Source organism: Bradyrhizobium sp. USDA 4449 (genome assembly GCF_054056275.1).
The window spans coordinates 6,387,511-6,412,831 of sequence record NZ_JBSRYD010000001.1 but is presented as its reverse complement, the minus strand read 5'-3'; the positions used below and the strand labels follow the sequence as shown (position 1 = coordinate 6,412,831).

The window sequence follows — 25,321 nt, the reverse complement described above, 5'->3', positions numbered from 1 at the left end:
GAAGGTCTGATGATTGGCTGAGCCATAGCGACTGAACCTTGGGCTCGCCTCAACGCTATCACAGGGATATCAGGTCATGGCAGCAGAGAAAGTCGCACTCGTCACCGCAGGCGGCAGCGGCATGGGAGCTGGGGCCGCGCGGCGGCTCGCAGCCGACGGCTTCCGCATCGCGATCCTGTCGTCCTCCGGCAAGGGCGAGGCGCTCGCGGCCGAACTCGGCGGGTTCGGTGTAACCGGCTCGAACAAGTCCAATGACGATCTGAAACGCCTCGTCGACGGGGCGCTGGGAAAATGGGGGCGAATCGACGTGCTGGTCAACAGCGCCGGTCATGGGCCGCGCGCCGCCATCACCGAAATTACCGACGAGCAGTGGCATCTCGGCCTCGACACCTATCTGCTTAACGTCATCCGTCCGGTCAGGCTGGTGCTGCCGGTGATGCAGGCGCAGAAGGGCGGCGCCATCATCAATATCTCGTCCGCCTGGGCGTTCGAACCCAGTTCGATGTTTCCGACCTCCGCCGTGTTCCGTGCAGGCCTTGCTGCCTTCACGAAGATCTTCACCGACACCCATGCGGCCGACAACATCCGCATGAACAACGTGCTGCCGGGCTGGATCGACAGCCTGCCGCAGACCGACGCGCGCCGCGACAGCGTGCCGCTGAAACGCTACGGCAAGGTGGAGGAGATCGCGGCGACGATCTCGTTCCTGGCTTCCGACGCCGCGGCCTACATCACAGGGCAGAACATCCGCGTCGACGGCGGACTGACGCGCTCGGTGTAACGCGGGTGATTCACTGCGCTGCCACCAGCCGGGCGAGCGCGGGCAGGATCTTGTAGCGGGCGATCTCGTGCGGATAATCGCCACGATTGGCGAGCAGCACGATGCCGATCCGGTGTGCGGGTACGAGGCCCATATAGCCCGACGCATTGTTGAGGCCGCCGGGCTTGTCGACGACGGTGACACCGGGCAGATGTACGGTCTCCCACGCCATGGCTTGCCCGAACGTAGCCTGCTCAAATGTCTGGTCGACGCGGAAACTTTCGCGCTGTGTCAACCGCAGCGCCTCGCGCAAGTGTGGATCGATCGAGCGGCCGTCGACGCTCGCCGCGACGAAGGTGGAGAGGTCCCGCGCGGACGAGAACATCTGGCCGGTGCCGGGGAAATCGAAATAGCTCTGCTGGTTGCCGATCGGGCCGATGGCGGTGCCCTGGTGGGAATAGCCCTGCGCTATCAGCCGCATCGCAGCCTCGTCCATGATCGCGCGATTGTCCGCTCCGCGCTCGGGTAGGAACGTCGCGTGCATGCCGAGCGGCGTGAGGACGCGGCTCTCGATCAGCTTCGCGATCGGCGTGCGGTAGCAGCGCTCGAGCACCAGCTGAAGCAGCACATAGCCGGCATGGCTGTAGATGCGCTGCTTGCCGGGCGTGATGCCCGGGGGCGGCACGAAGGCGTTGAGCATCTCGATGAATTGCGCCTGCGAGTAGGAATCATCAGGCCAGGGCGGGTGATCGGTCGGCAGCAACAGTCCTGACGTATGCGTGGCGAGCTCGCCGACGGTGATGTGTCGGACGTAGTCGCCCGTGAGCTCCGGCAGGTATTTCGGCAGGGGATCGTCGCGCCGCAGCTCGCCGCAGAGGATGCCTGATGCCGCCAGCGCCGCCTCGAACGGTTTTCGCAAGGAGGCGAGGTTGAACAGCGTGTCCGGCGTCACCGGCCGCTTGGTGGCATCGTCGGCAAAGCCGTAGGTGAAGAATTCGACGTGTCCGCCGGCGTACAGCGCGGCGGCGAGGCCGCCCGGATGGTCCGGGGTCGCTGTGGGCGCGAGCTCGGCGGCGACGATATCGCGCATCTGCGCGATCATGTCCGAAGTCGCCGAGGCGCGACGCGGCCCGGCGAAAGTTGCCGCAAAGGGCAGAAGAGCGGCGCGGGCGAGGGATCGCCTGGTGATTTGCGGTGAGATGACAACGGACGTCACGTTCTCTCTGATGATGCGATTGGGCCCCGGTGACGATCTTAGCGGGGCGGGCTTGGCGTCCAATTCACGATTGCGCGTTGTCGGTTCCACTTGGTGCAACCCATAAAACTTAGCCTGTCGGCTAACAATTCTTGACGCCGGATCGCGATGGTCCTATAGTTAGCTGCATGGCTAACCAAACATCCCAGCTCGATCAGGTTTTCGCAGCACTTGCCGACCCCACGCGGCGGGCCATCGTGATGCGGCTGTGTGCGGGCGAGGCCTCGGTCGGTGAGCTCGCCGGACCCTTCGACATGGCGCTTCCGAGCCTCATGAAGCACATCCACGTGCTGGAGACGTGCGGTCTCGTGTTGTCGGAGAAGGAGGGTCGCGTGCGCACCTGCCGCCTCAGCCCGGACGCGCTCCTCAGTGCGGAAGACTGGTTCCAGCACCAGCGCGCGATCTGGGAGGCAAGGCTCGATCGGTTCGAGGCCTATGTGATGAAGCTCAGAAAGGAGAGGGCGGCTGCCAAGCGGCCGTCGAAGACGACCGAGAAGACCAACAACAAGCCAAGCAAACGGAAAGGTACCTGACAATGACGAATGCTGCCAATGCCGCCCTGTCGCAATGGTCGATGGACCGCGAGATCGTGATGTCGCGCGTGATCGACGCGCCGCGCGACTTGGTGTTCGAGGCATGGTCCGATCCCAAGCACCTGCCGCAATGGTTCGGACCGAAGGGATTCAAGATCGAGACCTTCGAGATCGACGTGCGGGTCGGCGGCGTCTGGCGCTTCAACATGATCGGCCCCGACGGCACCGTGTATCCGAACCGCATGCGCTTCCGTCGGATCGAGCGGCCATCCTTCATGGAGATGGACCACGGCGGCGACCAGGACGACGACCCCGGCATGTTCCGCTTCACCATCACCTTTGCCGAGCAGGCCAACGGCAAGACCGTGCTGATGATGCGGCAGCTGGCGGCGAGCACCGAGCAGCGCGACGGCATGATCGGCTTTGGCGCCGTCGAATATGGCTACCAGACGCTGGACAAGCTCGCGGCCTATGTCGGCGGGCTGAGGAGATAGGAACGCGTGAGTCCGGTGGGCCCGCGACGCAGCGCCCCCGGCATCTTCTCGGAAACGCCGAAACGTCGTCGCGTTCGCGATTATGACAACGCGCGGGCGAATTATGACAGTGGCGTCACGCAGATTTTTGTCGCGTGGAACGATGGATATATGACAGAATTGCTACCGTTGGATGTCATCTCGACGACAGCGGAGCTCATCATGTTGCAGTGGCAGGCGCGGTCAAATCCCCTCGCATGGTGGTGGGGGTCCCTGACGCTTGTCAGTGCGGCGAATATCCTCGTCTGGTTCATGCTGTACCGCGAGTTCTATCCGAGCGTGGCCGGCAGTGTCGGCGGCGGTTCGGATATCGGGCTGATGTTCCTGCTGTGCGCGGGCTATGTGTTCGGCTGCGCCTTCCGTTCGGTGCTGCCGCGCGCCGACGTGCAGCGCATTTGCCTGTTCGACACCTGGTTGTCGAGCGTGTTCATCGGCCGCACCGTCGCGACCGTGGCCGAGGTCTGCTTCGCCGCGCAATGGGCGATCATCCTGCATCAGCTCGGCCGCATGGCGGGCGCGGAGACCGCGGTGAACATCGCGCTCGTGATCGTGCCTGTCATCATCATCGCGGAGTGTTTCTCCTGGTACGCGGTGGTGACCACCAACTTCCTGTTCAACGCGATCGAGAACTCCCTGTGGGCGGTGACCTTCTTCCTCGCCGGCATCGCGCTGTGCCGGCTGATGCCGGAATTCCAGGGGCCGGTGCGCTGGGCGCTGATCGCGGGAATCGTCGGCATCGCCTGCTTCCTCGCCTTCCTCGTCACCGTCGACGTGCCGATGTATCTCAGCCGCTGGCGGGCAGGGCATCAAGAGGGCGGCAGGTTCCTCGGCTTGCTCGAGGGCCTGCATGACGTCTCGACGCGCTGGGTGGTGACCCACGACATCGCGCATTGGAAGGGCGAGCTGACCTGGATGTTCCTGTACTTCAGCGCCGCCGTGTGGTCGAGCCTCGCGCTCTGCGCGCTCTATGCGATGGAAGGCTATCTCACGCGCTATCTCGCCTGACGCTCACGCGTCGGCGAGATCGAGCTGCGTCAAATTCCCTGGCTCAGCGCCCGGCGGACCAGTTCGATGTCGGAGCCGGGAGCGCGTCGAGATCTTCGTCTCCCGCGAGGTCATGACGGCTTTCGCCCCGCTGTGAGGCCGGCCGACCTCAGAACGTCAGCTGCACCTTCATCGATTGCGAGCGATCGCTGGCCAGTTCAAAGGCTGCGACTGCGTTCTCGAACGGCATGGTCGCCGTGATCAGCGGCTTGACGTCGATCAGGCCTTCGCCCATCAGCCGCACCGCCAGCTCGAACTCGGGATCGAAGCGGAAGGTGCCGCGAAGCTGCAATTCCTTGGCGACGATCGCGTTGATCGGCAGCGTCATCTCGCCGCCGAGCCCAAGCTGCACCAGCGTCGCACCGGGCCGGAGCACGTCGAGCGCGGTGCGCAGCGCGGCCTGGTTGCCGGAGGCCTCGAACAGCGTGTCGAACACGCCCTTGCCGGCGCGCCAGGGATCGAGCGCGGTGGCATCGGTCGCGACATTGATGGCGTGCGTGGCGCCGAGCTTCCTGGCGACCGCGAGCGGCGCGTCGGCCACATCGGTCACGGCGATTTCAGAGGCGCCGCCGAAGCGCGCGACCAGAATCATCAGAGCGCCGATCGGGCCGCAGCCGGTGATCAGCACGCGCTTGCCGAGCAGGGGGCCGGCCTGCTTGCCGGCATGCAGGCACACCGCGAGCGGCTCGGCGACCGCGGCTTCCGCCAGCGAGAGCTTGTCTGCGATCGGCACGGCCTGCGTGGCATCGATCGTGATGAACTCGCGAAAGCCGCCCTGCACATGCGGGAAGCGCATCGCGCTGCCGAGGAAGCGCATGTCGAGGCACTGGTTGCGCATGCCTTCCCGGCAGTGCAGGCACTGGCCACACGGCTTGCTCGGATTGACCGCGACGCGCGTGCCGGCCTTGACCGCGGTCACGCCGTCGCCGACCGCCGCGACCACACCGGCGATCTCGTGCCCCAGCGCCATCGGCTGCCGGATGCGGACGACGCCGAAGCCGCCGTGATGGTAGTAGTGCAGGTCGGAGCCGCAGATCCCGCCATTGGCAATCTTGACGCGGACCTCACCCGGGCCGGGGGCCGTGTCGGGATAGGTGTCGATCCGCAGATCCTTGGGGGCGTGAATGACGACTGCGCGCATGGTCTCGTTCCTCTTTTCGCGATTACATCGCGGCGATCATGCCGCCATCGACGTAGATGATCTGGCCGTTGACATAGGTGGAAGCGTTTGAAGCCAGGAAGATCGCCGCGCCCACCAGCTCGTCCGGCTTGCCCCAGCGCCTGGAGGGGATGCGGCCCATGAGCCAGGTGTTGAAATCGGTGTTGTTGACCAGCGCCTCGTTCATGTCAGTCAGCATGTAGCCGGGGCCGATCGCATTGGCCTGGATGCCGTGCTGGGCCCATTCCACCGCCATCGAGCGGGTCAGGTTCTTGATGCCGCCCTTGGCCGCGGTGTAGGGCGCGATGGTGGGACGCGCCAGCTCGCTGGCGAGCGAGCCGATGTTGATGATCTTGCCGTGCTTGCGCGCAATCATGCGCTTGGCCGCCTCGCGGCCGATCACGAAGGCGCTGGTGAGGTTGGTCTCGATCACCTTGCGCCATTCGTCCGTTGTGAACTCGACCAGCGGCTTGCGATGCTGGATGCCGGCATTGTTGACCACGATGTCGACGGCAATGCCCTTGTTGTCGAAGTCGTTGAAGGCCGCGACGATCGCGGGCTCGTCGGTGACGTTGAACGCCGCGCCTTCGGCCGGATGGCCGGCGGCGCGAAATTCGGCCACCGCCTGCTCCACGCGCTCGGCATCGACGCCGTTGACGATGATTTTGGCGCCGGCCTTGGCCATGCCCTCGGCAATGGCGCGCCCGAGCCCGCGCGAGGAGCCGGTCACGAGCGCGGTGCGGCCGGAAAGGTCGAAGAGGGCGGTGCTCATCCTGGAATCCTCAGACGTTGGAGCGGCGCACGGTCAGATCGGAGCGGTCGAAAACGGCAGGCAGAAGGTCGACACCGAGGCCGGGGCCTTCCATCGGGAAGACATAGCCGTCCTTGATGGTGGGCATCGTGGTGACGAGCTCATTGTACCAGCCCCTGTAGAAAGCGCGCACGGATTCCTGAATCAGCGTGTTGGGCTGGCTGAACGACATGTGGATGGCGGCGATGAAGCCGATCGGGCCGATGCAATCATGCGGCGCAAAGGGACGGTGATAGGTCTCGGCCATCGCTGCGATCTTGCGACCTTCGGTGAGGCCGCCGGTCCAGCACAGGTCCGCCATCACCACATGCATGGCGTCGCGGTCGAGCATGTCCTTGTAGGGGAAGCGCGAGCCCAGCGTCTCGCTGGCGCAGACCCAGACGTCGGTCGAGCGGGCGTATTCGGCCAGCGCCTGCGGCGAGTTCATGCGGATCGGGTCTTCGTACCAGGTCGGCTTGTAGGGCTCGAGCGCGCGGGCGATCTGTTTGGCGGTCGGCAGATTCCACAGCGAGTGGAGCTCGACCATGATCTCCATCTTGTCGCCGACGGCTTTGCGGATTTTCTCGAACGGCTCGGTCGCCTGCTTCATCTGCGCAGCGGTGATGTAGAGACCCTTGTTCTCCTGCGCCGCCGGATCGAACGGCCAGATCTTCATTGCCGAAATGCCGCTCTCCAGCAGGTTTTCGGCCAGCGCATCGGCGCGGTTCATGAAGCCGTCGAGGTCCTCATAGGGACCTTTGTTCGCACCGAGATTCCAGTTTGCGACCGGGCTGATATTCGTGGAGCGGACATATTGCGTGCCGGCGCAGGTGTTGTAGATGCGCTGCTTGTCGCGGCAGAGCCCGCCGAGCATCTGATGCACCGGTTGATCGCAGACCTTGCCGAACAAATCCCACAGCGCGATGTCGATCGCGGATGCCGCGCGATATTCGACGCCGGTCGACGACTGCGCCATCGGCAGGTTCAGCATGTCGCGGTGGATCGCTTCGATGTGCAGGGGATCGCGGCCGAGCAGGCGGCCGGCAAAGGTGTCGTGGATCTGCGCTTCGACTGCACCTGCGCCGTAGAAGGTTTCGCCGAGACCGATCACGCCCGCGTCGGTGTGGACGCGGACCCAGATGACGTTGGAGAATTCCTCGGTGCGCAGCGTCTCGATCGACGTGATCTTCACGGCAACTCTCCTCCCCTAACAGGCGCCTCTCGCCGGGTATTTTCATTCCGCATTGCAGCATGCGGCGAATTGATCGAAGTCTTACGCCTGCTTGTAATATATCACAACATGTTTTAAGGGTGCCACAAACAAGGCGCCGACCTGCAAGCGAACGCGCGGGCCGACGGGAGGCAAACATGGCACGGCGCAAACGCGCGCTCGAGGTGGTGAGATCGGAGGGCGACCGCGAGGGCAGGCCCTCGCGGCGCAACCGTCTCAATTTCTTCGAGCTGGCCTACCAGAAGATCGAGGAGCTCCTCGTTCATTGCGAGCTCAAGCCCGGCCAGTTCATGACCATGCTGGAATTGCAGCACATCACCGGCTTCGGCCGTACGCCGGTGCATCACGCCGTCAACAGGCTCTCCGCCGACACGCTCATCATCATCCGTCCGCGCCACGGCCTGCACATCGCCCCGATCGATCTCGCGCGTGAGCGCATGCTGTTGGCCTTGCGCCGCGACATGGAGCGCTTCGTGATCCGGCTTGCGGCCGATCGCGCCAGCCTCTCGCATCGCAATCAGGCGCTGCATATCGAGCGCGTGCTGCGCGAGCGCCGCGCCACGCTGACCCTCGATGAATTCAACAGCATCGACCGGCGCATCGACGCGCTGGTCTTGGACGCGGCGGGTGAGCCCTTCCTGGTGCATACGCTGCGGCCGCTGCACACGCTGTATCGCCGCATCGGCTACATCCATCACCGCTTCATGCCGGGACAGGCCGATCTTTCAGGAACGATCGACCATCACCTTGGTATTCTCAATGCGATTGCGAACCGCCGTGTCGAGGAGGCCGTCAAGGCGAGCGATGCCTTGATCGACTACATGGGCCAGATGTTCACGGGCATGGAGACGGGGATCGACCCGCGCCTGCTCGATTGCAGCATCGAGCCTCTGCTCGGCGCCTGAAAGAGTTTTGAAAAGAGGATCAAACATGTCAACGATGGCCGTGCCACAACCGACCACGAGCGAAGCCGCGGTCCGCTACCTCATTACCAATTACAGTCCCAAGGGCAACAAGGTCGGCTGGCTGATGATGGCCTCGATCCTGGTCGAGGCCTGGGATCTCTATTCGATCGCCTTCGTCCTGATCTTCATCAAGGAGCAGTACAATCCCGATCCGCTGATGCTCGGTCTCGCCGCAGCCGGCACGCAAGGCGGCGCGCTGATCGGTGCGCTGCTCGGCGGCTGGCTGTCCGACATGATCGGCCGCCGCGTCATGTTCCTGGTCACGATGGTGATGTTCATCGTGCTGGCGCTGGCGCAGGCCTTCGTGCCCAGCGTCTTCTGGCTCGTCGTCGTCCGCTTCTTTCTCGGCATTCCGCTCGGCTCCGACATCTCGACCGGCTACACCTACATCATGGAATCCATGGCCAAGGGTGAGCGCGAGGTCATGGGTAATCGCTGGCAGTTCATGTTCGCCGTCGGCGAAGTGCTGACCATCGGCGTCATCGTGATCTTCCTGCTGCTGGATATCCAGCACGAGATGCTGTGGCGCGTGACGCTCGGTCTCGGCGCGGTGCCCGCGCTGATCATCCTGCTGTTGCGCCACGACGTGCCGGAGACGGCGGTGTGGCTGGTGCAGAAGGGACGTTATCGCGAAGCCAAGCAGGTCGCGCGCGAGATGTTCAACGACGATCTCGCCATGCTGCCGGACAGGGATGTGGTGGTGCCGAAGGTCTCGACCCGCGCCTTCCTCGCCGACCTCAGGAAGGATCCGATCCGCTGGCGCGCGACGATCTACGGCTGGATCGCCTGCTTCGCGCAAGGCAGCGAGTTCTCGACCTTCGCGTTCTACTTGCCGGTGCTGTTCGTGATGGTCGGCGTGTCGAGCGTGCTCGGTATCAACCTGGTGACCATGGCGCTGTTCTGCTTCGCGGCTCTGTCCGGCTGGGTCGGCCCGCTGCTGACGCCGAAGATCGGCCACCGCGGCATCGCGATCGCCGGCTTTGCGATCGTGCTGGCTTCGCTGCTGGTCGCCGCTTTCGCGCTCTACACCGACAACAAGATCCTGCTGCCGTTTGCGGCGGCTGCCATGTTGTGGGGCCATTATTGGGATGCGTCGAACTGCATGACGATCCCGACCATGGTCGCCAAGCCGAAGTACCGCGGCACGGCGAGCGGCTTCGCCTACATGTTCGTGAAGCTGCCGTCGTTCCTGGCCATCTTCCTGTTCCCGACGGTGTTCGCTGCGGTCGGGCAGGCGAATGCCACGCTGATGGTCGCGATCTTCCCGCTGATCGGATTGCTCGCCGCGCTCTTCATCCTGCCGGAGGTCTACGGTTACGAGAACGACTGAGGATACGAACTACCTGATCGCGGCGGCCAGTGCCGCGATCAGGGCCGGCGGCGTCACCAGCAGGCCGAGCTTGAGGAAGGGCCAGGCGCCGACCTCGATCTTCTCCCGCCGCAGCGCGACGAGCCAGAGGATGGTGGCCAGCGAGCCCGTGACTGACAGGTTGGGCCCGAGATCGACGCCGATCAGGATAGCGCTGAGAACCGGCGCGGGCAGATGATCGCTCGCGGCGACCGACCCGGCGACAAGGCCGACCGGCAGATTGTTGGCGACGTTGGTCGCGACCCCGGTCGCGATGCCGACGCTCCAGGCGGCCTGTGTCACGGATTGCGCGACGGCTTCATGCAAGAGCGCGCTGAGCTGGCCGATCACGCCCGTCTTGATCAGCGTCTCCACCATGACGAAGAGCCCGCCGACGAGCGGCAGCACGCTCCAGGAGACGCCCTTCAGCACGGGGAGAGGCGATTGCCGGCTGATCAGCAGCACGATCGCGGCGGTCACGACGCCGCAGATGAAGGTCGGCAATCCGAGCTGCTTGTCGAGCGCCGACGCCGTGACCAGCACGACGCCGATGGCGACGATGCCGACCGCCGTGAGCTTGCCGCCGCGGCCGAGCTTTGGATGCGGTACGCTGGGTGCGATCTTGTCCTCCTTCAGCGCGCGACGCTGGGTGAGGCGCAGCACGACATAGGTCAGCACGATCGAGGCTATCGAGGGCAGGGCGAAGAGGCGCAGCCATTCCGTCAGCTGCGGCATGCGCGCGCCGAACACGACGAGGTTGGCGGGGTTTGAGATCGGCAGCACGAAGCTCGCGGCATTGGCGATGAAGGCGCAGACGAACAGATAAGGCAGCGGTTTGGCGCCGGCTGCGCGCGTTGCGGCGTAGACTGCGGGCGTCAGCACGATGGCGGTGGCGTCGTTCGAGAGCAGCACGGTGACGACCGTGCCGACGATGTAGATCAACAGGAACAGCCGCCGCGGCGAGCCGGCGGCATATTCCACCGCAAGCGCTGCAAGATAGTCGAACAGGCCTTCGAGCCGGGCGAGCTCGGCGATCAGCATCATGCCGATCAGGAAGAGGTAGACGTCGACGCCTTTCTCGATGCCGAGAAGCGCGTCCTGCCACGGCAGGAAGCCGAGCAGCACCAGAGCGCCGGCGCCGAGCACGGCCCAGATCGCCTCGGGCAGGCGGAAAGGGCGGATGATGACGCAAGCGGTCGCGGCGACGATGATGCTCCAGGCCCAGATGGCGTGAGACGGCACGTTCAATCCTTGTGCAATGGATTCATTTCGCAGCGATAGCGGAAGCTCGCGCCGCTGTCTTCCCCCGCGGGCGCGGACCGACATCGACGATTTGCCGCGTCTCGGGCAGGGCGAGGAGGCAGATGACGACGCCGATCGCGGCGATCGCGCCGAGGGTCATGAAGGCTGCGCTGTAGCCAGCTTCGACCACGACGAAACCGGCGAGCGTCGTCGACAGCGCAGCTCCGATGCTCTGGGCTGTGATGACAACGCCCTGCGCGACGTTGAAGCGGCCGCTGTTACGCATCAGATCGGCAACGATGACGGGGAAGATCGCGCCAAAGATGCCGGCACCGACGCCGTCCAGCAGCTGCACGCCGACCAGCCAGGATGGATTGTCGGAGAAGGTGTAGAGCGCGCCTCGAATTGGGAGGATCAGGAGCGCGGCAAGGAAGAAGCGCTTGTGGCCCCAGCGGTCGGCCCGGGCGCCGACCAGGATGGCGAACGGCACCATCACGATCTGCGCCGCCACGATGCAGGCGGACATCAGGCTGGTGCCCAGCTTCTTGTCTTGAAGCGCGAGCTTTTGCCCGACCAACGGCAGCATCGCGGCGTTGGAGAGGTGAAAGAGCAGGACGCAGATCGCGAAGGCGAGCAGGGGCCGACACGTGAGCAGCACGCCGAGCCCGGACGGCGGTTCGTGCTGCCCATCCGGAGCGGTTTCGTGCAGGCCGCGGGCAAGCTCGTGGTCGATGGCGCGTTCCGGGATCGCGAGGATGCTGACGAGGCTCGCGAGGGCCATGGCGCCGAGAAGGCAGAACACGACTGTCGGGCCGAACCAGTAAGCGGACACGCCTGCGAGCCCGGCCGCGACCGCGTTGCCGGCGTGATTAAAGGTCTCGTTGCGGCCGATCCGCCGAGTGAAGGCGGCACGGCCGAAGATGCCGAGCGAGACGGCCGCGATTGCCGGCGGGAAGACCACGGCGGCGGCTTGCGCGATACCTTGGGAGATCGCGACCGGCAAGAAGCTTGGAAACAGCGGCACGGACAGCGAGGCGATGGTCACCATGATGGCGGCGGCCGCCATCGCGGTCCGCTTCGCGCGCGTCGCATCGACCAGAGCGCCGGCCGGCGTCTGCGCCACGATGCCGGCGATGGTTGCCATCGACATCACGAGGCCGATGCGCGCTTCGTCCCAGTGCTGCTCGGTGAGGAGGTAGACGGCAAGATAGGGGCCGAGCCCGTCACGGACGTCGGCGAGGAAGAAATTCGCTGCATCCAGCGCGTGGCCGGCCTGCCTTGCCTGACTGCGGTGTTCGCTCGACATCGGTGTCTCGATCGAGGCAGGGAAGCGCCCCGGCAGAAACCGAACTCCCGCCAACTTTGTTCCCGACCTAGAACTTCACAGCCAGGAGAACCGCGCCGGCGCCAATCATCGTGATCCCGACCCAGCCTTGCGCCGTCGGACGCTCACCGAGAAAGGCGAAAGCGAAAACGGCAACCAGCACGACGCTGAGCTTGTCAATCGGTGCGACCAGCGTGGCGGGTCCGAGCTTCAGCGCTCGGAAGTAACACAGCCAAGACGCGCCGGTGGCGAGGCCCGACAGCACCAGGAACAGCCACGTCCGCGACGAGACCGCCGAGGGCACCGCGAACTGCCCGGTGAAGAACAACAGCACCGAGAAAGCCAGCAGCACCACGATCGTGCGGATGAATGTCGCGAAATCAGGATTGATGTTCTCGACGCCGATCTTGGCGAAGATCGCAGTCAATGCGGCAAAGCAGGCGGACAGCAGCGCCCAGGTCTGCCAGGCGGAGAAGAAAGCGGGTTTCATGTCATCGATATCCGTTGGACGACGCGCCAGCGTCGTTTGTGGTGGCTTCCTGCGCTCATGTCTACCTTGCCACCGACAGCTTCTCGGTAATGGCCTTGCGCAGGATGCGCGACAGCGACTCCACCGAATACGGCTTCTGAATCAATTCGAACCCGCGGTGGGCGTTTTCGGCGAGCACGTTGCTGTAGCCAGAGGTGAGCACCACCGGCAGGCCCGGATAGCGCTCGCGGATGATGCCGGCGAGCTCGACGCCGTTCATGCCGGGCATGATGACGTCGGAGAACACGAGGTCGACGGCGAATTCGTTCTCCGCGAGAATGGCGAGTGCTGCACTGGCGTTGGCGACGCGGCGGGTGACGTAGCCGAGATCCTCCAGGAGCTCAGTCGAGAACTGGCCGACATCGTCATTGTCCTCGACCACGAGGACGCGGTAACCGCGCCCGGTGGTCGCGCTTTCGCTGGTCAGCGATGTGGCTTCCTTTTCGGTCGCGGGGCTCTGCGCCTGCGGCAAATAGATCGTGAAGGTCGCGCCCTGTCCGTGCGTGCTCGTCACCGCGATGTCACCCTCGGACTGCTTGGCGAAGCCGAACGCCTGACTGAGGCCGAGCCCGGTACCTTTGCCGACCTCCTTGGTGGTGAAGAACGGCTCGAAGATGGCGTCGATGTTCTCGGGTGCGATGCCGCTGCCGGTGTCCGCCACGGAGATTGCGACATAGTCGCCGCCGCGCGCCGATTGCGCACGCAGGTTCGGAATGCCCTGAACCTTGCGCACGGCGATGGTGAGGCGGCCTTCGCCGTCCATGGCGTCGCGGGCGTTGATGGCGAGGTTGATCAGCGCGGTCTCGAACTGGGCGACGTCGGCCACGGTAAAGCAATCGGAATCGTCGATCTGGACGGCGATTTCGATGCGACCGCCGACCAGCGGTCGGACCAGCTGCGCCACGCCTTCGACCTGGCTGCCGACATTGAAGATCTGCGGCTTCAGCGGCTGCCGCCGCGCAAAGGCGAGGAGCTGCGCGGTCAGCTTGGAGGCGCGCTCGACGGTGTCGGAGATGGCATCGACATAGCGGCGGCGGCGCTCCTCCGGCAGCTCGCGCCGGCGCAGGAAGTCGGTCGCCGAGCGGATGATCGTGAGCAGATTATTGAAGTCATGTGCGACGCCGCCGGTGAGCTGGCCGATCGCCTCCATCTTCTGCGACTGCCGCAGCGCTTCCTCGCCGCGACGTCGCTCGGTGATGTCGACCGCCTCCGGCACTGCGCCGGTGATGTTGCCATGGCGGTCGAGCACGGGCCGCATGCCGAAATCGAAGTCGCGCTCGCCGACCGGGAGGCGCAGCCGCATCTCCATCCGCACCGCCTGGCCTTTCAACACGCTCTCGAAGGCCTCGTGCACGGCGGCACTCATACCGTGTGTGCCGGTGAACCACGGCGTTTCCCAGAACGGCCTGCCGATCACATCCTCACTGCGGGCCTTGATGCCGTCGAGCGCAGTGTTGTTGGCGTAGAGCAGTTCGCCCTTGAGGTCGACCAGGCCCTGATATTGGTTGCTGGTCGCCAGGATGGCGCGCAGCCGGGATTCGTTGGATTCAAGCTCGGCAGTGCGCTCGGCGATGCGCTCTTCCAGCGTCTCGTTGAGTCTGCGCAGCTCAATCTCGGCCTGCTTGGCGGCGGTGATGTCGTGGGCGACGCCGATGAAGCCGATATGCTTGCCGGTCGGATCCCAGCGCGGCTGCGATTCCGAGCGCAGCCAGCGCCATTCGCCAGAAGCATCCCTGTAGCGCGCCTCCAGCACGAACGGTTTGAGCGAGGCCTCGCCCTGGACGGATTGCTGCAGCACGCGGGGCAGGTCGTCGGGATGCAGCACCTTGCGCCAGTCGAAGGCGATGGCCTGCTCGTAGGGCAGCCCGACGAAGTCGACATAGGCCTGATTGGCGAAGGAGCGCGTGCGGTCGAGCTTCGTCACCCAGATCGGCACCGGCGCGCTGTCGGCGATCAGCCGAAACCGCTCCTCGCTCTCCCGCAGCGTCTCGCGCGCCAGCGCCTGGTCGGTGATGTCGATATGGGCGCCGACGAGGCGGACGGCGCGGCCGTCGCTGTCGCGCTCGATCTTGGCGACGACCCGGATCCAGCGCGTCTCGCGGTCGCTCGGGCGGATGATGCGGTACTCGGCGGTGTAGTCCTCGCCGGTTGCGGCCAACGCATCGAAGAAGTGTTTGACCGTGGCGTGGCGGTCGTCAGGATGGATACGGCTGACCCAGTCCTCATGCGTCTCGTCGACGGCCTCGGGCGGCAGCCCATGGATCATCAGATATTCCGGCGAACGGCGGTTCTTGAAACCTTCGCGGAAGTCGACCTCGAGGCCGCCGACCTTGCCGATGCGCTGGATGCGTGCGAGCTCCGCCTCGCGCTCCTGGAGCGCATGATAGGCATTGTCGCGCTCGCGCGCGATCTCTTCGAGGTGCTGGCGCAGCCGCTCGGCGGCGGTGGTTTCGGGCGCTGGATCGTTCAAGGCGTCGGCCGTTGTGATGCGGGAGCAGACGTCCCGGTCCGATATTCACACAGACAAAGCGTGATATCCATTGCTCAAAGGGAATACGCAGGGGTGGCGGGCATGAACGAACGTCGGGTCTGGCAATTTGTTCCAAACTTTGGAACGACGAGCCGTCGGCGCGCGTATCTGCTAAGCGCCATATCCGATAGTGATAAGAATTCCCCCCGAGAGGCTAAATCTTGAAGCTCTTCGTCTGCCAGGACTGCGGCAACATTCTCTATTTCGAGAACCGCGCTTGCGAGCGCTGCGGTCACAGGGTCGCCTTCCTGCCGGAGAAGGAGACAATGTCGGCGATCGAGCCGGATGGGGAGGGCTGGGCCACGCTGGCCGACAAGGGCAAGGGGCGGATGCTGTGCCGCAATGCCGAGTATGATGCTTGCAACTGGCTGACGGATGCCGGCGATACCACCGGCTATTGCCGTGCCTGCCGCCACAACGGCATCGTGCCCGATCTCTCCGACCCCGCGCAGCTCGCCGGTTGGCGCGAGCTGGAGGTGGCGAAGCACCGGCTGTTCTATTCCCTGATCCGCTGGAAGCTGCCGGTCCAGACCCGGCAGGACGACCCGGAGCACGGCCTGCTCTTCAATTTCCTCGCCGACGATCCGAACAGTGGCGAGAGGATCATGACCGGCCATGACAACGGCCTGATCACGATCGCGCTGACCGAGACCGATGCCATCGAGCGCGAGCGGCGCAGGCTCGAAATGGGCGAGCCGTATCGCACGCTGCTCGGGCATTTCCGCCACGAGGTCGGACATTACTTTTGGGACGTGCTGGTGCGCGACGGCGGCAGACTGGACGAATGCCGCGCCGTGTTCGGCGACGATTCCACCGATTACGGCGAGGCCCTGCGACGCCATTATGCCGATGGCGCGCCGCTGGACTGGCAGCAGAATTACGTCTCGGCCTATGCGACAACGCATCCTTGGGAGGACTTCGCCGAGACCTGGGCGCACTATCTCCACATCGTCGATACTCTGGAGATGGCAGGCGAGTTCGGCATGGAGGTTCGTCCCAAGGTCGATCGCGACGGGGAGTTGTCGACACGGATTCGGTTCAACCCCTACGAGGCAAGGGACGTCGAGGCGATCGTCAACGCATGGCTGCCCTTCACCTTCGCGATGAACAGCGTCAACCGCGCCATGGGTCTGCGCGACCTCTACCCCTTCATCCTGTCGCCGGCCGTCGTCACCAAGTTGGGCTTCATTCATGGCCTCGTCCGGGACGTGGCCAAGGATACCACCACGGACACGATCAAGGCCCCGAAGCCATAGGCCCTCCAGCGGCTCACCTGGCCCGATCAGGTCTTGCGCTGGTACGCCAGAGGCATGGCGGATTTAGACCGTTGCCTCCGGCCGATTTTGCTGTACCACGACAGGGTACGGCCCCGTCCGCTCGGCCTACCGCCGGCCCGGGAGGGGTCCCGCCCAAGGGACGAAGCTCAAGAAAAACATGTTCAAACGCATCCTGATCGCCAACCGCGGCGAAATCGCCTGCCGGGTCATCAAGTCCGCCCGCAAGATGGGAATTCAGACGGTTGCCGTGTATTCCGAGGCCGACCGCGACGCTCTCCATGTCGAGATGGCCGACGAGGCCGTCCTGATCGGCCCGCCTGCTGCGGCCGAGAGCTATCTGGTGATCGAGAAGATCGTCGAAGCATGTAGAAAAACCGGCGCCGAGGCGGTCCATCCCGGCTACGGCTTCCTGTCCGAGCGCGAGGCGTTTCCGCGGGCGCTGGAAGCAGCCGGCATCGTCTTCATCGGTCCCAACCCCGGCGCGATCGCCGCGATGGGCGACAAGATCGAATCCAAGAAGGCGGCGGCCAAAGCCAAGGTCTCGACCGTGCCGGGCTATCTCGGCGTCATCGAGGACGACAAGCACGCGGTGAGGATCGCCGACGAGATCGGCTATCCCGTGATGATCAAGGCCTCGGCCGGCGGTGGCGGCAAGGGCATGCGCATTGCGCATTCCAAAGCCGAGGTCGCCGAGGGCTTCAATCTCGCCAAGGCCGAAGCCAAGGCCTCGTTCGGCGACGACCGCGTCTTCGTCGAAAAATTCATCGTCGATCCCCGCCATATCGAGATCCAGGTGCTCGGCGACAAGCATGGCAACGTGATCTATCTCGGCGAGCGCGAATGCTCGATCCAGCGCCGCAATCAGAAGGTCATCGAAGAGGCGCCATCGCCGCTGCTCGATGAAGCCACCCGCCGCAAGATGGGTGAGCAGGCCGTCGCGCTGGCCAAGGCCGTGAACTACGATTCCGCCGGCACCGTCGAGTTCGTCGCTGGCCAGGACAAGAGCTTCTACTTCCTGGAGATGAACACGCGCCTCCAGGTCGAGCATCCCGTCACCGAGCTCGTCACCGGCGTCGACCTCGTCGAGCAGATGATCCGCGTGGCTGCGGGCGAGAAGCTGGCGCTGACTCAGAAGGACGTCACGCTGACCGGCTGGGCGGTGGAATCGCGTCTCTATGCGGAGGACCCGTTCCGCAACTTCCTGCCATCGATCGGTCGCCTCGTGAAGTATCGCCCGCCCGCGGAAGTGAGCCAGGATGGCATCACCGTGCGCAACGACACCGGCGTGCAGGAGGGCGGCGAGATCTCGATCCATTACGATCCGATGATCGCCAAGCTCGTCACACACGCGCCGTCGCGCGCCGCGGCGATCGAGGCGCAGGCGACCGCGCTCGACTCGTTCTATGTCGACGGGATCAGGCACAACATCCCGTTCCTGTCGGCACTGATGCATCATCCGCGCTGGCGCGAGGGAAATCTGTCGACCGGTTTCATCGCCGAGGAATTCCCCAAGGGATTTGCCGCGCGCGTGCCCGAGGGCGAGGTCGCGCGGCGGATCGCAGCGGTCGGTGCGGCAGTTGATCATGTGCTCGGCGAACGCAAGCGGCAGATCTCGGGCCAGCTGGGCGGCCGCGTGGTGCAGCGCGAGCGCCGCCGCGCGGTGTGGCTCGATCGCCAGGAGATTTTGCTGGAGGTCAGTCGCGAGGGTGAGGCGATCGCGATCCGGTTCATCGATGCCGAGGGCAAGGCCGGAAACGCGCATCTGTTGCAGTCCGCATGGAAGCCGGGCGATCCGGTCTGGCAGGGCACGATCGACGGTCACTTCATCGCGGTGCAGGCGCGCCCGATCGCCAACGGCATCCGTCTGGCGCATCAGGGCGTCGAGGTGCCGGTCTATGTCTGGACGGAAGCGGAAGCGGCCTCCGCGCGGCTGATGCCGGTGACGACCGCTTCCGACAGCGGCAAGAAATTGCTGTGCCCGATGCCCGGCCTCATCGTCTCGATCGCCGTGACCGAAGGGCAGGAGGTCAAGGCCGGCGAGACGCTGGCCGTGGTCGAAGCCATGAAGATGCAGAACGTGCTGCGTGCCGAACAGGACGGCACCGTGAAGAAGGTCCACGCCAGCGCCGGCGCGACGCTGGCGGTGGACGCGCTGATCCTGGAGTTTGCGTAAAGCGTGCACTTGGGGCCCTTAGCCGGGCCCCACGACATCGTCATTGCGAGCGCAGCGAAGCAATCCAGACTGCCTCCGCGGAAAGATTCTGGATTGCTTCGCTACGCTCGCAATGACGGAGTATGTTGCGGCTGCGTCGCAACAGTTGAGAGGGCACCATGGCCTTTCGTTCCCGCCGCGAAAAACTCCGATCGATTTTGTCGGGCCACGCTTGCGTCCATCCCGGCTCGGTCTATGACGCGATCTCGATCCGCATTGCCGAGGATCTCGGCTTTCCACTCGGCATGTTCGGCGGCTCTGTGGCCTCACTCGCCGTGCTCGGCGATCCTGACGTCACCCTGATCACGCTCACCGAGCTCGCCGAGCAGATGCGGCGGATGTCGCGCGCGGCAAGCCTGCCGGTGCTGGTCGACGCTGATCACGGCTATGGCAATGCGCTCAACGTGCGCCGCACGGTGCAGGAGCTGGAGACGGCGGGTGCTGCCGGCCTGACCATCGAGGACACGCTGCTGCCGGCCGCTTTTGGCGAGGCAAGAACGCAGCTGATCTCGCTGGACGAGGGCGTCGGCAAGATGAAAGCCGCGCTCGACGCCCGCGGCGATCCCGCGCTGGTCATCATGGGCCGCACCGGCGCGGCCTCGATCACTGCGATCGAGGACGCGATCAGGCGTGCCAAGGCTTATGAGGCCGCCGGAGTCGATGCGCTGTTCTTCACCGGCGTCAGGTCGCGGGCAGAGCTCGAGGCGATCGTGAGCGCAACCCATCTGCCGATCGTGCTTGGTGGTGCGCCGGACGAATTGAATGCGACCGATTACCTGGCGAACCAGCGCGTCCGCATCGCGCTTCAGGGCCATGCGCCGATCGCGGCGGCCACGCGGGCGGTGTACGAGGTGCAGAAGGCGTTGCGAGAGGGGGCGTCGCCGACAGCGCTGAAGGGATTGCCGCCGGCGGAGTTGACCAGCCGCGTCATGCGCGATGCCGAGGTAAAAGAGCGCAGCGCTGACTTTCTCGGACTGAAAAAATGAGCCGGGCAATCCTTCAGCTGATGATCCGCGGCCGCGTCCAGGGCGTCGGTTACCGGGCCTGGGTCGAGCATCAGGCGACCGCGAGCGGCCTCGAAGGCTGGGTGCGCAACCGCCGCGACGGCAGCGTCGAAGCGCTGTTCGCAGGTCCGCCGAAACTCGTTGCGGACATGGTCGCGCTGTGCCGCCACGGCCCGCCGTCCTCGCATGTCGACAACGTGACCAGCGAAACGGCGAGCGTGGATGAGTTGAACCTGCGCCGGCCAGGGGAGGCGTTCTCGGTGTTGCCGACGGTTTAGGGGCACGATCGGCGATCGCAGTGTCACTCTCCCTTCGGGAGAGGTGAAGAAACCATCACCGCGGCAGCTTCGAAATCGCCTCGCTCAGCTCGTGGATCTCATACGGCTTGCGCAGGATCGGAAAATCGCCGCGGACACCGGCGGCGGCTTCGCTATAGCCGGTGGCGAGCAGCACCGGCAGGTTGGGGCGGATCTGGCGAAGGCGGTGAGCGAGGCCGAGCCCGTCCATTTTGCCGGGCATCACGATGTCGGAGAACACGAAGTCGACACCGTTGGTCTCGATCTCCCGCAACGCGGATTCGGCATCTGCAACCCGATGCACGCGGTAGCCGAGCTGCTCCAGCAGGCCGATGCTGACGAGGGCTACGTCGGGATTGTCCTCGACCAGCAGCACCGTGCCGCTGCCGCGCACCGGCCCCGGTTCGAGCGCTTCGACCGGTGCTGTCGCGGTTTCACGCGGCAGCAGGATCGTGAAGGTCGTGCCCTTGCCGAGCTCGCTTGCGACCTTGACCGTGCCGCCGGCCTGATGCGCAAAGCCGTGCACCTGCGACAGACCGAGCCCGGTGCCTTTGCCGACCGGCTTCGTCGTGAAGAACGGTTCGAAAATCTTGTCGACGACGTCGGAGGGAATGCCGAGCCCGGTGTCGGCGACGGTGATCGCGACGTATTCGCCGCTATGAAGGGGATCATTCAGGACGATGTTGTGCGCGCCGATCGTCACCGTGCCGCCGTCGGGCATGGCGTCACGCGCATTGATGACCAGGTTGAGCAGCCCCGTCTCGAGCTCGGAGACGTCAGCCCTGACCGGCCAGAGGTCACGCTCGATCTCGAAGGCGAGACGAACGGCGCTGCCGACGCCCGCGTGAAGCACCTCGCGGATCGCCTCCACGCGGTCGCCGAACCGGATCGGCTGCGGATTGACGCTCTGCCGCCGCGCGAAGCTCAAGAGCTGTCCCGTCAGCGCAGCGCCGCGTCTCGTGGCCGTGTCGATCGCCAGGATGGCGCGCTGAAACTTCGAATCGTCGGGGGCGCCCTTCCTGAGGATATGGAGGCTGCCGCTGATGATCATCAGGAGGTTGTTGAAGTCGTGCGCTACTCCGCCGGTGAGCTGGCCGAGCGCATCGAACTTCTGCGACTCCGCAAGCTGCGTCTGCATCGCCTCGAGCTTCAGCTGCGTCTCGCGGCGCTCGGTGATGTCGCGGGTGATCTTGGCGAAGCCGACGAGGTTACCGTCCTCGTAGATCGGGTCGATGACGACGCTCGCCCAGAAGAAGGTGCCGTCCTTGCGGACGCGCCAGCCTTCCTCCTCGTAGCGGCCCTGCTCCCTGGCGATGCCGAGCGCGCGCGCAGGCTTGCCGTTGGTGCGATCGGTCTCGGTGTAGAAGCGCGAAAAATGCTGGCCGAGGATCTCCTGGGGCGAATAGCCCTTGATCCGCTCGCCGCCGATATTCCAGCTGGTGATGATCCCATTGGGATCGAGCATATAGAGCGCGTAGTCCGCAACTCCCTCAACCAACAGCCGAAAGCTTCGTTCACTTTCGAATAAGTCTCTCTGTTGACTGGACTTTTTGACCATTCCTAACCCCGCCTCGACCGGGACAAACGTCTCAGGGGGCGTTTGGTTCCCGTTCGCTGGGATGTTTTAAGGCAAATCGAGGGGCCGGTGTGCAAGCACGCGACGCCGCCAAACGTCCCTTGACAGGCAGTCGCATCTGTCAGATATTTCTGTTATGACAGAAATAACAGGAAAGAAGAAACTCCCTGCCGCCGTCGAGCGCTTCATCCTGCATTGGGGCGACATGGGGGACCAGTGGGGCGTCAACCGCTCGGTCAGCCAGATCCACGGGCTCTTGTATCTGGCCGAGGCACCGATGACGGCCGAGGACATCGCCGACACGCTCGGCATGGCCCGCTCCAACGTCTCCAACTCGCTGAAGGAGCTGCTGGCCTGGAATTTGATCCGGCGAGTGCCGATCCTCGGCGACCGCCGCGATCATTACGAGGCCGAGACCGACATCTGGGAGGTCGCAGCGCGGATCGCAGCAAGGCGCAAGGAGCGCGAGCTCGATCCTGCGATCACCGCGCTCAGGGCCTGCGTGACCGACGCCGCCGACGATCCGACGATCAATCCGGTCGCGAGCAAACGTCTCAAGGAGATGCTCGCCTTCACCGAGCTCGCCGACCACTGGTTCATGCAGATGCTGAAAGTGCCGCGGCCGCGCCTCGTCGCCTTGATGCGGCTTGGCGAGAAGATCGGCAACCTGTTGCCGCTCGGCAAGGCCAAATAGTTCTGAGGAGGTTGTGATGACGTCGGCGAGATTATCAGGCTCCAACGCACCAACCACCGCTCACATCAAGCTGCTCGACGACCGCCGCTTTCGCGCATTGCTGTCGGATGAGGATTGGGGCCGCCTGCCGCTCGCAACGTGGCGGCGCTTCTCCAAGCGTGTCGCCGACGGCGACAGCGTGGTCTATGTCGGAATCGTCGACGAGCTCTCGTTCAGCGATATCGGCTGGTGGTTTGCGCAAGCCGCGCGCCTGATTGGGGGCCCGCTGCCCACGGGGCGCGACACAGGCGTGCCCATGATCGTCACCGTCACCGAGGACGGTGCGACCGGCGGCCAGACCTGGACCCGCATCTGCGCGCGCAAGCGCGGCTTTCCGCAGGTGATCCACTCGGCAAAACGCTTTGCTGGCCCGACCGGGCTCGAGGAATATGTCGGCTTCGGCGTCTCGATGGCGCTCCGTATCGCGGTCGAAGGCGAGACGTTGACCTTCCGCAGTGCCGCCTATGGCCTGCAGTTCGGGCGCCTCTGGATCCCGCTGCCGCAATGGCTCACGCCGGGCGATCTCACGGTGACGCACAGCGATCTCGGCGAGGGCGCATTCCGTTTCACTCTCGACGTCATCCATCCGCGTTACGGCGCGCTGATCCACCAGTCCGCCGTGTTCAGGGAGGCCGTGTCATGACCCCGCTCTTGTGGACGCTCATCGCCATCCAGATCGTGATGGGCGTGTTCGACACCTTCTATCATCACGAATTCACCGAGCGCCTGGCCTGGCGACCGTCGCAGCGCTTCGAGCTGAAGCTGCATGGCATCCGCAACATGCTCTATGCCCTGCTGTTCCTGCTGCTCGGCTGGTTAGAGGTCCATGGCGTGCCGGCGTTGCTGATCGTCGCGGTTCTCGTCGCCGAGATCGTCATCACGCTGATGGATTTCGTCGAGGAGGATCTGAGCCGGAAGCTGCCGGCGAGCGAGCGGATCAACCACACGCTGCTGGCGATCAACTACGGCGCCATTCTGGTGCTGCTGCTGCCCGTGCTGATCGATTGGGCGATGCAGCCGTTCGGCATGAGGGTCGTCTATCAGGGCCTGCTCAGCATCGCCGCGAGCGCCTGCGCGGTCGGCGCGGCACTCTGCGGCATCAGGGATTTTGCGGCGATGCGCCGGCTCGGCCGCATGAAGACTGTTCCCGCGGAAGAACTTGTCGAGAAGATCTCCGGCCGCAACACCGTGCTGATCACAGGCGCGACCGGCTTCATCGGCAGCCGCCTTGCGGCGAGCCTCAGCGGAGCAGGGCACCACGTCATCGCGCTGATCCGCAACCCCGCGAAGGCGGAGATGCTGCCGCCGCCGGTGACGCTGATCACCAGTCTTGATCAGCTCGCCGCGGACACACCTATCGACGCCATCGTCAATCTCGCCGGCGAGCCGATCGGCAATGGGCTGTGGACCGAGACCAAACGCGCGAAGATCATCGGCTCGCGCGTCGAGATGACAGGCGAGGTCGTCAAGCTGATCGCGCGGCTCGCGCGCAAGCCCGAGGTGCTGGTCAGCGGCTCCGCGATCGGCTGGTATGGGTTGTGGGCCGACCAGGTGCTGACCGAATCTGCCAAGTCGCACGCCTGCTTCAGCCACGAACTGTGCGCGGCCTGGGAGAAGGCGGCACGGCCGGCGGAAGAGCTTGGCGTCCGCGTAGTCTTCTTGCGTATCGGGCTCGTGTTGGGCACCGAGGGCGGCTTCATCACGCGCATGCTGACGCCGTTCGAGTTCGGGCTCGGTGGTCCCATCGGCACCGGGCGGCAGTGGATGTCCTGGATCGAGCGCGACGATTTGATCCGGCTGATCGCCTATGTGATGGCGACGCCCGATCTCACAGGCCCGGTCAATGCGACTGCGCCGATCCCCGTGACCAACGCAAAATTCACCGAGGAGCTCGGCCGCCGGCTGCACCGGCCCGCGGTGTTCCGCATCCCCGGAGGCATCTTGCGCCGGATCGGCGGCGGCTTTGCCGACGAGCTGCTGCTCGGCGGTCAGCGCGTGCTGCCGAACAAGGCGTTGAGCCGCGGTTTTGTCTTCCGGCACGAGACGCTGCGCAGCGCGTTCGAGGCGATTCTGTGAGGTGTCAGGTGGAGGCTGCACTCCGGAACGTCGCTGCCACCGCACGCAGGGCGGCGAGCTTGGCGGGGGCGCTGACCTTCGAATGCAGCATCACCTTCGAGCTGCCGAGCTTGGGCAGCTTGTGCGCAGGTCCGACGTCGATCAGCCCGGGAGCTGCGATCCGCCGCGCCAGCGGTGCGACCGCGAGCCCAGCAAGCGCAGCGGCAACGACCGCCGTCACCCCGCCGCCGACGAAGCGCTCACGCCAGGTGACGCCGGCCTTGTCGAGCGCACGTACGGCAATCGCGCGAACGCCGCAGGGTGGGGCGAGTGTTGCCAGCGGCAGTGGCTCGCCCTTCGGCAGCGTGAAGCGGCGCGACGCGAACCAGCCGAACTCATCCTCGGTTAGTTTTTCGCCACCGCGACGGCTGCCTTCCTGGCGCACGATCACCGCATCCAGCTCGCCCGCATCATAGGCATCCTGCATCTGGCGCGAGAAGCCGATGGTGACGGCAAGCGTCAGGTCTGACGACATCGTGTGCAGCCGTTCCAGCAGCGGCACCAGTTCAGGGCCTGCCGCATGGTCGGAGATGCCGAGCGAGAGCGACTGCGCGGCCGTGGCCTCGCCCGAGAGCGCGCGATCATGCGCCGCCATCAGAGCGCGGGCGCGCTCGAGGAAGCCCGCGCCGTCGGCGGTGAGACCGACGGCCCGGGGCGAGCGCTCGACGAGACGTTTGCCCAGCAGCGCTTCCAGTCTCTGTAGCTTGAGGCTGACGGCTGCCTGCGTCGTGCCGAGCGCCTCCGCGGCGCGGGTGAAGCTCTGGAGGTCGGCGACCAGCAGAAAGGCCTGGACCGTCGCAATATCGAGTGTGGCTTTCATTATGATGTTTTATCACTGCTATCTATAGAGATAAGATACCAAAAT

At 65.0% G+C, this 25,321-nt stretch carries 23 protein-coding genes; 13 read left to right on the top strand and 10 right to left on the bottom strand.

What is annotated here, in order from left to right; all coding sequences use genetic code 11:
* Positions 1-76: 76 nt before the first annotated feature.
* Positions 77-781 carry an SDR family oxidoreductase gene (locus ACVIIW_RS30060; protein WP_456704026.1) on the top strand — a complete coding sequence of 235 codons (705 nt, stop codon included), beginning with the start codon at positions 77-79 and terminating at the stop codon, positions 779-781.
* Positions 782-791: 10 nt separating this feature from the next.
* On the opposite strand, the gene ACVIIW_RS30055 is transcribed toward ACVIIW_RS30060, so the two are convergent.
* Positions 792-1,976 carry a serine hydrolase gene (locus ACVIIW_RS30055; RefSeq protein ID WP_456704025.1) on the bottom strand — a complete coding sequence of 395 codons (1,185 nt, stop codon included), beginning with the start codon at positions 1,974-1,976 and terminating at the stop codon, positions 792-794.
* Between the two features lie 167 nt (positions 1,977-2,143).
* On the opposite strand from ACVIIW_RS30055, the gene ACVIIW_RS30050 reads away from it, so the two are divergent.
* The 3 genes from ACVIIW_RS30050 (at position 2,144) to ACVIIW_RS30040 (ending at position 4,086) form a co-directional block, all read left to right on the top strand.
* Positions 2,144-2,548 (top strand): ArsR/SmtB family transcription factor, encoded by a 405-nt coding sequence (locus ACVIIW_RS30050; protein WP_456704024.1) that lies wholly within the window; start codon positions 2,144-2,146, stop codon positions 2,546-2,548.
* A gap of 2 nt (positions 2,549-2,550) precedes the next feature.
* The gene (locus tag ACVIIW_RS30045; RefSeq protein WP_456704023.1) at positions 2,551-3,042 is read left to right on the top strand and encodes an SRPBCC family protein; all 492 of its coding nucleotides are present in this window, start codon (positions 2,551-2,553) and stop codon (positions 3,040-3,042) included.
* A gap of 201 nt (positions 3,043-3,243) precedes the next feature.
* A complete protein-coding gene (locus ACVIIW_RS30040; protein ID WP_456705311.1) occupies positions 3,244-4,086 on the top strand; it encodes a hypothetical protein in 843 nt (280 codons plus the stop codon).
* A gap of 148 nt (positions 4,087-4,234) precedes the next feature.
* Here the strand turns inward: ACVIIW_RS30040 and ACVIIW_RS30035 are convergent, their stop codons facing one another.
* Genes ACVIIW_RS30035 through ACVIIW_RS30025 form a run of 3 tightly spaced genes read right to left on the bottom strand, consistent with a single transcriptional unit; the run spans position 4,235 to position 7,266 of the window.
* Positions 4,235-5,266 (bottom strand): L-idonate 5-dehydrogenase, encoded by a 1,032-nt coding sequence (locus ACVIIW_RS30035; protein ID WP_456704022.1) that lies wholly within the window; start codon positions 5,264-5,266, stop codon positions 4,235-4,237.
* Positions 5,267-5,288: 22 nt separating this feature from the next.
* Positions 5,289-6,056: an SDR family oxidoreductase gene (locus tag ACVIIW_RS30030; protein ID WP_456704021.1), complete on the bottom strand. Its 768-nt coding sequence runs from the start codon at positions 6,054-6,056 to the stop codon at positions 5,289-5,291.
* A 10-nt stretch (positions 6,057-6,066) separates the two neighbouring features.
* Positions 6,067-7,266, bottom strand: coding sequence for a mandelate racemase/muconate lactonizing enzyme family protein (locus tag ACVIIW_RS30025; RefSeq protein WP_456704020.1), 1,200 nt, complete (start codon positions 7,264-7,266; stop codon positions 6,067-6,069).
* A gap of 176 nt (positions 7,267-7,442) precedes the next feature.
* Between ACVIIW_RS30025 and ACVIIW_RS30020 the strand changes: the two genes are divergently transcribed.
* The gene (locus tag ACVIIW_RS30020) at positions 7,443-8,210 is read left to right on the top strand and encodes a GntR family transcriptional regulator (RefSeq protein WP_456704019.1); all 768 of its coding nucleotides are present in this window, start codon (positions 7,443-7,445) and stop codon (positions 8,208-8,210) included.
* Between the two features lie 25 nt (positions 8,211-8,235).
* A complete protein-coding gene (locus tag ACVIIW_RS30015) occupies positions 8,236-9,600 on the top strand; it encodes an MFS transporter (RefSeq protein WP_456704018.1) in 1,365 nt (454 codons plus the stop codon).
* A gap of 9 nt (positions 9,601-9,609) precedes the next feature.
* Here ACVIIW_RS30015 and ACVIIW_RS30010 read toward each other — a convergent pair whose 3' ends face one another.
* The 4 genes from ACVIIW_RS30010 to ACVIIW_RS29995 form a co-directional block, all read right to left on the bottom strand.
* On the bottom strand, positions 9,610-10,860 hold the full coding sequence (locus ACVIIW_RS30010) for an arsenic transporter (RefSeq protein ID WP_456704017.1): 1,251 nt from the start codon (positions 10,858-10,860) through the stop codon (positions 9,610-9,612).
* Between the two features lie 22 nt (positions 10,861-10,882).
* Positions 10,883-12,166 carry an MFS transporter gene (locus ACVIIW_RS30005; protein WP_456704016.1) on the bottom strand — a complete coding sequence of 428 codons (1,284 nt, stop codon included), beginning with the start codon at positions 12,164-12,166 and terminating at the stop codon, positions 10,883-10,885.
* A gap of 67 nt (positions 12,167-12,233) precedes the next feature.
* Positions 12,234-12,674: an EamA family transporter gene (locus ACVIIW_RS30000; protein WP_456704015.1), complete on the bottom strand. Its 441-nt coding sequence runs from the start codon at positions 12,672-12,674 to the stop codon at positions 12,234-12,236.
* Between the two features lie 61 nt (positions 12,675-12,735).
* Positions 12,736-15,201, bottom strand: coding sequence for a PAS domain S-box protein (locus tag ACVIIW_RS29995; protein ID WP_456705310.1), 2,466 nt, complete (start codon positions 15,199-15,201; stop codon positions 12,736-12,738).
* 203 nt (positions 15,202-15,404) lie between these two features.
* Between ACVIIW_RS29995 and ACVIIW_RS29990 the strand changes: the two genes are divergently transcribed.
* From ACVIIW_RS29990 to ACVIIW_RS29975, 4 genes are all read left to right on the top strand, one after another.
* Positions 15,405-16,499: a zinc-binding metallopeptidase family protein gene (locus tag ACVIIW_RS29990; protein ID WP_456704014.1), complete on the top strand. Its 1,095-nt coding sequence runs from the start codon at positions 15,405-15,407 to the stop codon at positions 16,497-16,499.
* A 178-nt stretch (positions 16,500-16,677) separates the two neighbouring features.
* Positions 16,678-18,693, top strand: a complete 2,016-nt coding sequence (locus ACVIIW_RS29985) for an acetyl-CoA carboxylase biotin carboxylase subunit (RefSeq protein WP_456704013.1) — start codon at positions 16,678-16,680, stop codon at positions 18,691-18,693.
* Positions 18,694-18,851: 158 nt separating this feature from the next.
* Entirely contained in the window at positions 18,852-19,718 is an 867-nt protein-coding gene (locus ACVIIW_RS29980) for an isocitrate lyase/PEP mutase family protein (protein ID WP_456704012.1), read from the top strand.
* On the top strand, positions 19,715-20,014 hold the full coding sequence (locus ACVIIW_RS29975; protein ID WP_456704011.1) for an acylphosphatase: 300 nt from the start codon (positions 19,715-19,717) through the stop codon (positions 20,012-20,014). Before ACVIIW_RS29980 ends, ACVIIW_RS29975 begins: the two co-directional genes overlap by 4 nt.
* A 55-nt stretch (positions 20,015-20,069) precedes the next feature.
* Here the strand turns inward: ACVIIW_RS29975 and ACVIIW_RS29970 are convergent, their stop codons facing one another.
* Complete coding sequence (locus ACVIIW_RS29970) at positions 20,070-21,590, bottom strand: ATP-binding protein (RefSeq protein ID WP_456704010.1); 1,521 nt, start codon at positions 21,588-21,590, stop codon at positions 20,070-20,072.
* A 154-nt stretch (positions 21,591-21,744) separates the two neighbouring features.
* On the opposite strand from ACVIIW_RS29970, the gene ACVIIW_RS29965 reads away from it, so the two are divergent.
* From ACVIIW_RS29965 to ACVIIW_RS29955, 3 genes are read left to right on the top strand one after another with little or no spacing between them, the layout of a single operon-like run.
* On the top strand, positions 21,745-22,302 hold the full coding sequence (locus tag ACVIIW_RS29965) for a GbsR/MarR family transcriptional regulator (RefSeq protein WP_456704009.1): 558 nt from the start codon (positions 21,745-21,747) through the stop codon (positions 22,300-22,302).
* 16 nt (positions 22,303-22,318) lie between these two features.
* Positions 22,319-22,984: a DUF4166 domain-containing protein gene (locus tag ACVIIW_RS29960; RefSeq protein WP_456704008.1), complete on the top strand. Its 666-nt coding sequence runs from the start codon at positions 22,319-22,321 to the stop codon at positions 22,982-22,984.
* Entirely contained in the window at positions 22,981-24,417 is a 1,437-nt protein-coding gene (locus ACVIIW_RS29955; RefSeq protein WP_456704007.1) for a TIGR01777 family oxidoreductase, read from the top strand. Before ACVIIW_RS29960 ends, ACVIIW_RS29955 begins: the two co-directional genes overlap by 4 nt.
* 4 nt (positions 24,418-24,421) lie before the next feature.
* Here the strand turns inward: ACVIIW_RS29955 and ACVIIW_RS29950 are convergent, their stop codons facing one another.
* On the bottom strand, positions 24,422-25,276 hold the full coding sequence (locus tag ACVIIW_RS29950; protein WP_456704006.1) for a LysR family transcriptional regulator: 855 nt from the start codon (positions 25,274-25,276) through the stop codon (positions 24,422-24,424).
* Between the last annotated feature and the right edge of the window lie 45 nt (positions 25,277-25,321).

Excerpts from the sequence above, each read along its gene's own strand:
- ACVIIW_RS30060 (WP_456704026.1), top strand. The coding sequence starts at position 77 with ATGGCAGCAGAGAAAGTCGCACTCGTCACCGCAGGCGGCAGCGGCATG.
- ACVIIW_RS30050 (WP_456704024.1), top strand. The coding sequence starts at position 2,144 with ATGGCTAACCAAACATCCCAGCTCGATCAGGTTTTCGCAGCACTTGCC.
- ACVIIW_RS30045 (WP_456704023.1), top strand. The coding sequence starts at position 2,551 with ATGACGAATGCTGCCAATGCCGCCCTGTCGCAATGGTCGATGGACCGC.
- ACVIIW_RS30040 (WP_456705311.1), top strand. The coding sequence starts at position 3,244 with ATGTTGCAGTGGCAGGCGCGGTCAAATCCCCTCGCATGGTGGTGGGGG.
- ACVIIW_RS30035 (WP_456704022.1), bottom strand. The coding sequence starts at position 5,266 with ATGCGCGCAGTCGTCATTCACGCCCCCAAGGATCTGCGGATCGACACC.
- ACVIIW_RS30030 (WP_456704021.1), bottom strand. The coding sequence starts at position 6,056 with ATGAGCACCGCCCTCTTCGACCTTTCCGGCCGCACCGCGCTCGTGACC.
- ACVIIW_RS30020 (WP_456704019.1), top strand. The coding sequence starts at position 7,443 with ATGGCACGGCGCAAACGCGCGCTCGAGGTGGTGAGATCGGAGGGCGAC.
- ACVIIW_RS30015 (WP_456704018.1), top strand. The coding sequence starts at position 8,236 with ATGTCAACGATGGCCGTGCCACAACCGACCACGAGCGAAGCCGCGGTC.
- ACVIIW_RS30005 (WP_456704016.1), bottom strand. The coding sequence starts at position 12,166 with ATGTCGAGCGAACACCGCAGTCAGGCAAGGCAGGCCGGCCACGCGCTG.
- ACVIIW_RS30000 (WP_456704015.1), bottom strand. The coding sequence starts at position 12,674 with ATGAAACCCGCTTTCTTCTCCGCCTGGCAGACCTGGGCGCTGCTGTCC.
- ACVIIW_RS29985 (WP_456704013.1), top strand. The coding sequence starts at position 16,678 with ATGTTCAAACGCATCCTGATCGCCAACCGCGGCGAAATCGCCTGCCGG.
- ACVIIW_RS29980 (WP_456704012.1), top strand. The coding sequence starts at position 18,852 with ATGGCCTTTCGTTCCCGCCGCGAAAAACTCCGATCGATTTTGTCGGGC.
- ACVIIW_RS29975 (WP_456704011.1), top strand. The coding sequence starts at position 19,715 with ATGAGCCGGGCAATCCTTCAGCTGATGATCCGCGGCCGCGTCCAGGGC.
- ACVIIW_RS29970 (WP_456704010.1), bottom strand. The coding sequence starts at position 21,590 with ATGGTCAAAAAGTCCAGTCAACAGAGAGACTTATTCGAAAGTGAACGA.
- ACVIIW_RS29965 (WP_456704009.1), top strand. The coding sequence starts at position 21,745 with ATGACAGAAATAACAGGAAAGAAGAAACTCCCTGCCGCCGTCGAGCGC.
- ACVIIW_RS29960 (WP_456704008.1), top strand. The coding sequence starts at position 22,319 with ATGACGTCGGCGAGATTATCAGGCTCCAACGCACCAACCACCGCTCAC.
- ACVIIW_RS29955 (WP_456704007.1), top strand. The coding sequence starts at position 22,981 with ATGACCCCGCTCTTGTGGACGCTCATCGCCATCCAGATCGTGATGGGC.
- ACVIIW_RS29950 (WP_456704006.1), bottom strand. The coding sequence starts at position 25,276 with ATGAAAGCCACACTCGATATTGCGACGGTCCAGGCCTTTCTGCTGGTC.